This is a genomic window from Sphingomonas sp. (assembly GCF_023266535.1).
GTDB lineage: Bacteria > Pseudomonadota > Alphaproteobacteria > Sphingomonadales > Sphingomonadaceae > Sphingomicrobium.
In genome coordinates, this window is sequence record NZ_JAHFPY010000024.1 from 25,981 (window position 1) to 33,123 (window position 7,143).

Annotated in this window: 5 protein-coding genes; all 5 read left to right on the forward strand. The window is 65.8% G+C overall.

Annotated elements, in window-relative coordinates; translation table 11 throughout:
* The first annotated feature begins 166 nt into the window (after positions 1-166).
* The 5 genes from dnaN (at position 167) to gyrB (ending at position 7,070) form a co-directional block, all read left to right on the forward strand.
* The gene (gene dnaN, locus Q0C64_RS05470) at positions 167-1,270 is read left to right on the forward strand and encodes a DNA polymerase III subunit beta (protein ID WP_294121374.1); all 1,104 of its coding nucleotides are present in this window, start codon (positions 167-169) and stop codon (positions 1,268-1,270) included.
* Entirely contained in the window at positions 1,270-1,593 is a 324-nt protein-coding gene (locus Q0C64_RS05475) for a hypothetical protein (protein WP_294121375.1), read from the forward strand. The genes dnaN and Q0C64_RS05475 overlap by 1 nt, the downstream gene beginning before the upstream one ends.
* 13 nt (positions 1,594-1,606) lie before the next feature.
* Positions 1,607-2,674 (forward strand): DNA replication/repair protein RecF, encoded by a 1,068-nt coding sequence (gene recF / locus Q0C64_RS05480; RefSeq protein ID WP_294121376.1) that lies wholly within the window; start codon positions 1,607-1,609, stop codon positions 2,672-2,674.
* Positions 2,675-2,876: 202 nt separating this feature from the next.
* On the forward strand, positions 2,877-4,418 hold the full coding sequence (locus Q0C64_RS05485; RefSeq protein WP_294121377.1) for a DEAD/DEAH box helicase: 1,542 nt from the start codon (positions 2,877-2,879) through the stop codon (positions 4,416-4,418).
* 165 nt (positions 4,419-4,583) lie between these two features.
* Positions 4,584-7,070 (forward strand): DNA topoisomerase (ATP-hydrolyzing) subunit B, encoded by a 2,487-nt coding sequence (gene gyrB / locus Q0C64_RS05490; protein WP_294121378.1) that lies wholly within the window; start codon positions 4,584-4,586, stop codon positions 7,068-7,070.
* The last annotated feature ends 73 nt before the right edge of the window (positions 7,071-7,143 follow it).

Consider the following 7,143-nt stretch of genomic DNA (forward strand, 5'->3'; position numbering starts at 1 on the left):
CACCGCGTCGATGGCGTGCTGATGCCGGGCAAGAAGGCCTAACGGCCCACTATATATTGTTGTGCGGCAACGATCCCGCCCCAAGCAGTATCAAAACGCTCATTACCCCTTCCGCGTAGGTGCAGCCTCGCTATAACGAACTGCAAATGCGCGCGAAGGGGCTGAAATGAAGGCGACGATCGAACGGGCGACCCTCCTCAAGAGCCTGGGCCATGTCCAGTCGGTGGTCGAGCGCCGCAACACCATCCCGATCCTCAGCAATGTGCTGATCGAGGCCAGGGACGACGGCTCCTTGAGGCTGATGGCGACCGACCTCGACCTGCAGGTCGACGAGAGCGTCCCCGCCCAGGTCGGACAGGCCGGCGCCACCACGGTCTCCGCCCACACCTTCTTCGACATCGTCCGCAAGCTGCCCGAAGGCAGCCAGGTCGAGCTCAGCGCGTCCGAAGGCAAGATGCAGGTTGTTGCCGGCCGCGCCCGGTTCAACCTGTCGACCCTGCCGCGCGACGATTTCCCGGTGATCGCCGAAGGCGAGCTGCCGACCCGGTTCGAGCTGCCCGCGCAGACGCTCCGCCAGATCATCGACAAGACGCGCTTTGCCATCTCCAGCGAAGAGACGCGCTATTATCTGATGGGCATCTTCCTCCATGTCGCCGACGAGAAACTGAAGGCTGCCGCCACCGACGGCCACCGGCTGGCTCGCGTCACGGTCGACAAGCCCGAGGGCGCCGAAGGCATGCCCGACGTGATCATCCCTAAGAAGTGCGTCGGCGAGCTCCGGAAATTGCTCGACGAGGTCGAGGGCACGGTCGAAATCTCGCTGTCGCCGACCAAGGTCCGCTTCGGGCTCGGCAATGCGGTGCTGACCAGCAAGCTGATCGACGGCACCTTCCCCGATTACAACCGGGTCATCCCGACCGGGAACGACAAGCTCTTAAAGCTCGACCCGAAAAGCTTCATGGCCGGCGTCGACCGCGTGTCGACTATCGCCAGCGAGAAGACCCGGGCGGTCAAGATGGCGGTCGACCGCGACAGGGTGACGCTGTCGGTGACCAGCCCCGAAAACGGCCTGGCGGTCGAGGAACTGGCGGCCGACTATGGCGCCGACGGGCTCGAGATCGGCTTCAACGCCCGCTACCTGATGGACATCCTCCACGAGATCGAGGGCGATACGGTCGAGGTCCATCTGGCCGATGCCGCCGCGCCGACGCTGCTCCGCGAGAACGACAAGAGCGCGGCGCTATATGTGCTGATGCCAATGCGGGTGTGATGATCTGCCGCCTGTGGCGCGGTTGGACGACGCCGGACAATGCTGACGCTTATGAGCGAATCGTCCGCGGCCAGGTGATTCCCGGGATCGAGGCGCGCAACATTGCCGGCTTCCGCCACATCGACCTGATGTGCCGCGTGGCTGGCGACGAGGTCGAGTTCCAGACCCTGATGTGGTTCGACAGCCTGGATTCGGTCGTCGCCTTTATGGGCGAGGATTATGCGGTCAGCCATGTTCCGCCCGCCGCTCAGGCGGTGCTCAAGCGGTTCGACGAACGGGCGGCGCACTTCGAGGTCATCGACCGGCGCGGGCAGCGCGGCTAAGCGCTAGCGGTCCATGACCGCCGTCACCCGCCTTGCCCTGACCGATTTCCGTAACCATCGCGACGCGCTGGTCGAGGCCGGCCAAGGCTTCGTGCTGCTCAGCGGCCCCAATGGCGCGGGCAAGACCAATGTGCTGGAGGCGGTGTCGCTGCTGACCCCCGGCCGGGGCCTGAGACAGGTGTCGATCGGCGACATGGCGCGAAGCGATGGCCCCGGCATCTTCGCCGTGGCGGCGCGGCTCGACGACAACATCGACATCGGTACCGGCACTGCTGAAGCCGCACCCGACCGCCGGCAGGTACGAATCAACGGCGCCGCGGCAACGGTCAATTCGCTGGGCGAGCGGCTGGCCGTGCTGTGGCTGACCCCGGCGATGGACCGGCTGTTCACCGACAGCGCTAGCGGGCGGCGGCGCTTCCTCGACCGGCTGACCCTGGCGCTGGAGCCGGCCCACGCCCACCATGCCGCCCGCTACGAGGCGTCCATGCGGGCACGTAACAAGTTGCTGGGGGACGAGCTCGACGCCGATCCCGATTGGCTGTCGGCCCTGGAGGCGCAAATCGCCGAACATGGCGCGGCGATTGGGGAAGCACGGCTTCGCACCGTCAACGCGCTGACCGAGGCGATGGCAGACTTGCCCGACGATGATTTTCCGCGCGGAGCCCTGGCGCTGGAGCGTTGGGAGATCGGCGACCTCGCTGCCGCCCTCAGGACCAACCGGAGCCGCGACGCTACGGCTGGCCGGACGACGGAAGGCCCTCACCGACAGGATCTGATCGTCACCCATGTGGCGAAGGGCCAGCCCGCCGCGCACGGATCGACCGGCGAGCAGAAAGCCCTGCTGCTCGGCCTGGTGCTGGCCCATGCCGAGCTGGTTGCCGAACGCCGAAATGCGCCGCCGATCCTGCTGCTCGACGAGGTCGCCGCCCATCTCGATCCCGGCCGCCGTGCGGCGCTTTTCGCGCGGTTGGAGGGCCGGGGGCAGGTTTGGATGACGGCAACCGAGGCGAGGCTGTTCGACGCGATCGGCGCTTCGGCAACCCGTTTTCATGTTGAGGCCGGAACGATTTTGCCTGCCTGACTGGACTTTCTTTACTTTCTCTCTATATTGCACTGCAACACGAGGCGCCTAGCAAGCGGCGTGATCGGTCTCCCAGGAGGTCCCGGCCCGCGTCTCGACCCAGCTTAAACGCTCTCCTTTTCACGCGGGGTGCTCAACCAAACCCCGGCGGGTCCGTGCCATTTGCGGCGCGGACGTTCGCCTTGCATATTGGACTCATCTTTTGACCAAATTCACCGATCTCGGGCTGTCGAAGCCCCTTTTGGACGCGCTCGCGGCCAAGAATTACATCGTGCCGACGCCGATACAGGCGCAAGCCATTCCGACGGTTTTGACCGGCCGCGACCTGTTGGGCATTGCCCAGACCGGCACCGGCAAGACCGCAGCCTTCATGCTGCCCTCGCTCGACCGGCTCGCCAATCCGCGGGTTCACCCGATCGCCAAGCGGGTGCGCATGCTCGTCCTCGCCCCGACCCGCGAGCTAGCCTCGCAGATCGCCGACAATGCCCGCAATTATGCGCGCAACATCAACCTCACCACCGGCGTCATCTTCGGCGGCACCGCGCCGATGAAGAGCGTGCGCGAAGTCGCCCGCGGCCTCGACGTGCTGGTCGCCACCCCCGGCCGCCTGCTCGATCTGGTCGACCAGCGCGCAATCGACCTGTCGCGGCTCGAAATCCTCGTCCTCGACGAGGCCGACCAGATGCTTGACCTCGGCTTCATCCATGCGCTGAAGCGGATCGTCCAGCTCGTCCCCAAGACGCGCCAGACGCTGTTCTTCTCGGCCACCATGCCAAAGGCGATCAAGCAGTTAGCCGACGCCTATTTGACAAACCCGGCCGAAGTGTCGGTCACGCCCGCCGCAACCACGGTCGAGCGGATCGACCAGAGCGTCACCCATGTGAACCAGGCCGAAAAGTCGGCGCTGCTCACCCTGTTCCTGCAGAAGACCGGGACCGAGCGGACGCTGGTGTTCAGCCGGACCAAGCATGGCGCCGACAAGATCGTTCGCCAGCTGGGCGCCGCCGGCATCGCCGCCGCCGCGATCCACGGCAACAAGTCGCAGCCTCAGCGCGAACGCGCCATTGCTGCCTTCAAATCCGGCCAGGCGCCGGTGCTGATTGCGACCGACATCGCCGCGCGCGGGATCGACATTCCGGGCGTTGCCCATGTCGTCAACTTCGACCTGCCCGACGTTCCGGAGCAATATGTCCACCGCATCGGCCGCACCGCGCGTGCCGGCGCCGACGGCGCGGCGATCGCCTTCTGCAGCCCCGACGAGCGCATCAATTTGCGCGACATCGAGCGGCTGATCCGTCAGCCGCTGCCGGTTTCGCCGCTGCCCGAGGGCTTCGTTGCGGCCGCCCAGGCACTCAAGGCGCTCAAGCTGCCGCCGCAGCGCGAAGAGCGTAGCGGCCACGGCCGCGGTGGATTTGGCGCAGGCCGCCGCGACGGCGGTCATCGCAACGCCCGTCCGGCCGCGCCCCGTGCCGCTATCCAGCCGAACGGCACCAATGGCGGCGAGCGCCGCCGCGATGACCAGCGCCCCGCGCACGGGCAGCAGCGGCGCGATGAAGCGCCGCGTCCTGGCTATGGCGATCGCAATGGCCCGCGTCGTGACGGCGCCCCGCGCCAGGATGGCCAGCGCCATCCGCAACGGGCCGGCGGCCATCCCGCCCATCGTCCCGAGGGCGGGCAAGGCAAGCGACCGTTCAAGGGCGGCCGTCGCGGCGGCCCCGGCCGCTTCCAGCGCGCCCAGGGCTAACCGCCCTTCCAACGTTGGAATTCGTCTGCAAGGAGGCGGGATCGATGATCCCGCCCTCCAAAAAAAGCAGGCGAATTCCTATATTTGAATAGCCTTCCTCGCGCGCGTACGCGTGCGCGCGCGTTTGAGTGAGACTTTTGCGACTTTTCCCCCTACGAAAGACCTATGGCTACTGATCCGAACCAAAGTGAATATGGCGCCGACAGCATCAAGGTGCTCAAGGGCCTCGACGCGGTGCGCAAGCGTCCGGGCATGTATATCGGCGATACCGACGACGGGTCGGGCCTGCATCACATGGTGTTCGAGGTCAGCGACAACGCCATCGACGAGGCGTTGGCCGGCCATTGCGACCGGATCCTGATCACGCTCAATCCCGACGGATCGGTCAGCGTCGAGGACAATGGCCGCGGCATTCCGACCGGCATCCACGCCGAAGAGGGCGTGTCGGCGGCCGAGGTCATCATGACCCAGCTCCACGCCGGCGGGAAGTTCGAGAACACCAGCGACGACAATGCCTACAAGGTGTCCGGCGGCCTCCACGGCGTCGGCGTCAGCGTGGTCAACGCGCTTAGCGAATGGCTCGACCTCACCATCTGGCGCGACGAAGAAGAGCATTTCATGCGCTTCCGTCACGGCGATGCCGAAGCGCCCCTCAAGGTGGTCGGCAAGGCGCCCGCGGGAAAGAAGGGCACCCGCGTCACCTTCCTGCCGAGCCCGGAGACGTTCAAGATCACCGAGTTCGACTTCGAGCGGCTCGAGCATCGCTTTCGCGAGCTGGCGTTCCTCAACTCGGGCGTTCGCCTGGTGCTGGCCGATGCGCGTCACGCCGACCGGATCGAGCATGAGCTGTTCTACGAGGGCGGCATCGCCGCATTCGTGAAATATCTCGACCGGGCCAAGAACCCGCTGTTCCCCGATCCGATCGCCATCCATGGGCAGCGTGACGACATCGGCATCGACGTCGCGCTGGAATGGAACGACAGCTATTACGAAAACGTCCTCTGCTTCACCAACAACATCCCGCAGCGCGACGGCGGCACACACCTGGCCGCGTTCCGGGCGGCGCTGACCCGCACGCTCAACAATTATGCCGACAAGTCGGGCATCTTGAAGCGCGAGAAGATCAACCTCCAGGGCGAGGATATGCGCGAGGGCCTGACCGCGATCGTCTCGGTCAAGCTGCCCGACCCCAAGTTTTCGAGCCAGACCAAGGACAAGCTGGTCAGTTCCGAAGTGCGCCAGCCGCTGGAAAGCCTGATGGCCGACAAGCTGGCCGAATGGCTGGAGGAAAATCCGGCGCACTCGCGGGCGATCGTCGGCAAGATCATCGATGCCGCCGCGGCACGCGAAGCTGCCCGCAAGGCGCGCGAAGCCAGTCGCAAGTCGGTGATGGGCATCGCCTCGCTGCCGGGCAAGCTGCACGATTGCGCCGAGAAGGACCCGGCCTTGAGCGAGCTGTTCCTGGTCGAGGGTGACTCGGCCGGCGGCTCGGCCAAGCAGGGCCGCGACAGCAAGTATCAGGCGATCCTGCCGCTGCGCGGCAAGATATTGAACGTCGAACGGGCGCGGTTCGACCGGATGCTGGGCTCGAAGGAAATCGGCACGATCATCCAGGCGCTCGGCACCGGCATCGGCCGCGAGGAATTCAACCTCGAGAAGCTGCGCTACCACAAGATCGTGATCATGACCGACGCCGACGTCGACGGCGCGCACATCCGCACCCTGCTCTTGACCTTCTTCTACCGGCAAATGCCCGAGCTGATCGAGAAGGGCCATCTGATGATTGCCCAGCCGCCGCTCTACAAAGTGTCGCGCGGGCGCTCCGAAGTTTACCTGAAGGACGACGCGGCGCTCGACGACTATCTCGAAGAAGCCGGCCTAGAGGGCATGATCCTCGATACCGCCGAGGGCCAGCGGTCGGGCCGTGACCTCAAGACTTTGGTCGACCATGCCCGCCGCATCCGCACGCTCATGGCCTATGCGCCCAAGCGCTACGATCCGGCGCTGCTCGAAGCGCTGGCGATCAATGGCGCGCTCGATCCCAAGCTCGACCAGTCCAAGCGGGCCCAGGCCATTGCCTGGGTTGCCGAGTGGCTTGGCCGCGGCGATCCCGAGGGCCAGTGGAGCGGCGAACTGCAGGCCGAGGGCGGATATGTGCTGAAGCGGCTATGGCGCGGGGTAACCGACGCCCATCCGGTCGACCAATCGTTCATTCTCTCGGCCGAGGCGCGCAAGCTCCATGCGCTCGCCGCCGAACAGGCTACGACCTACGCCGTTCCGGCCCTGCTCAAGACCGTGAAGCAGTCGACCGTTCAAGAAGCGCCGGCCGAAGAGGGCGAAGAAGCTGCCGAGGAGCAGGAGACCAAGGGCAAGGTGATTCAGGTCACGCGGCCTTCTGAACTGCTCGACGCGGTGCTGGCGGCGGGTCGCCGCGGCCTCAAGTTCCAGCGCTACAAGGGGCTGGGCGAGATGAACGCCGAGCAATTGTGGGAAACCACGCTCGACCCGTCCAACCGCTCGCTGCTCCGCGTCGAGGCCGACCAGGCCGATGTCGCCGACGAGATTTTCACCCGGCTGATGGGCGATGTGGTCGAACCGCGCCGCGAATTCATCCAGGAGAATGCGCTCTCCGTCGCCAACCTCGACGTCTAAGGAACGAAGCCGGTGCAGCGGCGGTTTGGGCAACAATGACCTCTGGCCCCTGCATCACCGTCGCCAGCTATAA

Excerpts from the sequence above, each read along its gene's own strand:
- dnaN (WP_294121374.1), top strand. The coding sequence starts at position 167 with ATGAAGGCGACGATCGAACGGGCGACCCTCCTCAAGAGCCTGGGCCAT.
- Q0C64_RS05475 (WP_294121375.1), top strand. The coding sequence starts at position 1,270 with ATGATCTGCCGCCTGTGGCGCGGTTGGACGACGCCGGACAATGCTGAC.
- recF (WP_294121376.1), top strand. The coding sequence starts at position 1,607 with ATGACCGCCGTCACCCGCCTTGCCCTGACCGATTTCCGTAACCATCGC.
- gyrB (WP_294121378.1), top strand. The coding sequence starts at position 4,584 with ATGGCTACTGATCCGAACCAAAGTGAATATGGCGCCGACAGCATCAAG.